At 59.9% G+C, this 514-nt stretch carries 1 protein-coding gene; it reads left to right on the top strand.

The features are described 5' to 3' along the window. Positions 1-164 precede the first annotated feature (164 nt). The coding region (locus EOC94_RS33495; RefSeq protein ID WP_148128462.1) for a helix-turn-helix transcriptional regulator at positions 165-514 on the top strand (350 nt) is incomplete at its 3' end.

The raw sequence follows: 514 nt of genomic DNA, 5'->3' as shown, positions 1-514 counted from the left end.
CATTTACACGGCTTGCATAGCCGGACTGTCAGAATCGTACAGTCTACGCGCCACCGGGTCGTTGCCTATTGGCCAAAGGTCCATCTTCGCGCCGCCGCCACGGCATGCAAGTGTATATAAGCCATCGCTTGAATACTGGTCCGTACGTCTGTCGGGGAGATGTCGTGCCAATTCGCGAGAATCTCGCCGCCAATCTCAGGCGGCTGGTCCAACGCCACGCTTCCGTCAGCGCGGTGTGCCGTGAGCTTGGCATCAATCGCACCCAGTTCGAGCGCTATCTGCAAGGCAAGGCGGTGCCCAACAAAACCACCGCCAGGCTGATCTGCGATTATTTCAAGATCGACGAAAACGAGCTGTATCGCGAGCCGGCTATTCCCGCAGCCAACGGCGACGGCAATGCATCGCTGCGCGAGGCACTGTACGAAAACATGGTGCGGCCGCCGTCGCCCGCCATCGCCGGCGGCACTTATTTCACCTATTTTTCGGTCCCCGGCCGCCCCGACCTTCTGATGCG

The organism is Mesorhizobium sp. M6A.T.Ce.TU.016.01.1.1 (genome assembly GCF_003997065.1).
GTDB classification, from domain to species: domain Bacteria; phylum Pseudomonadota; class Alphaproteobacteria; order Rhizobiales; family Rhizobiaceae; genus Mesorhizobium; species Mesorhizobium mediterraneum.
This window is presented reverse-complemented; position numbering and strand designations above follow the sequence as displayed.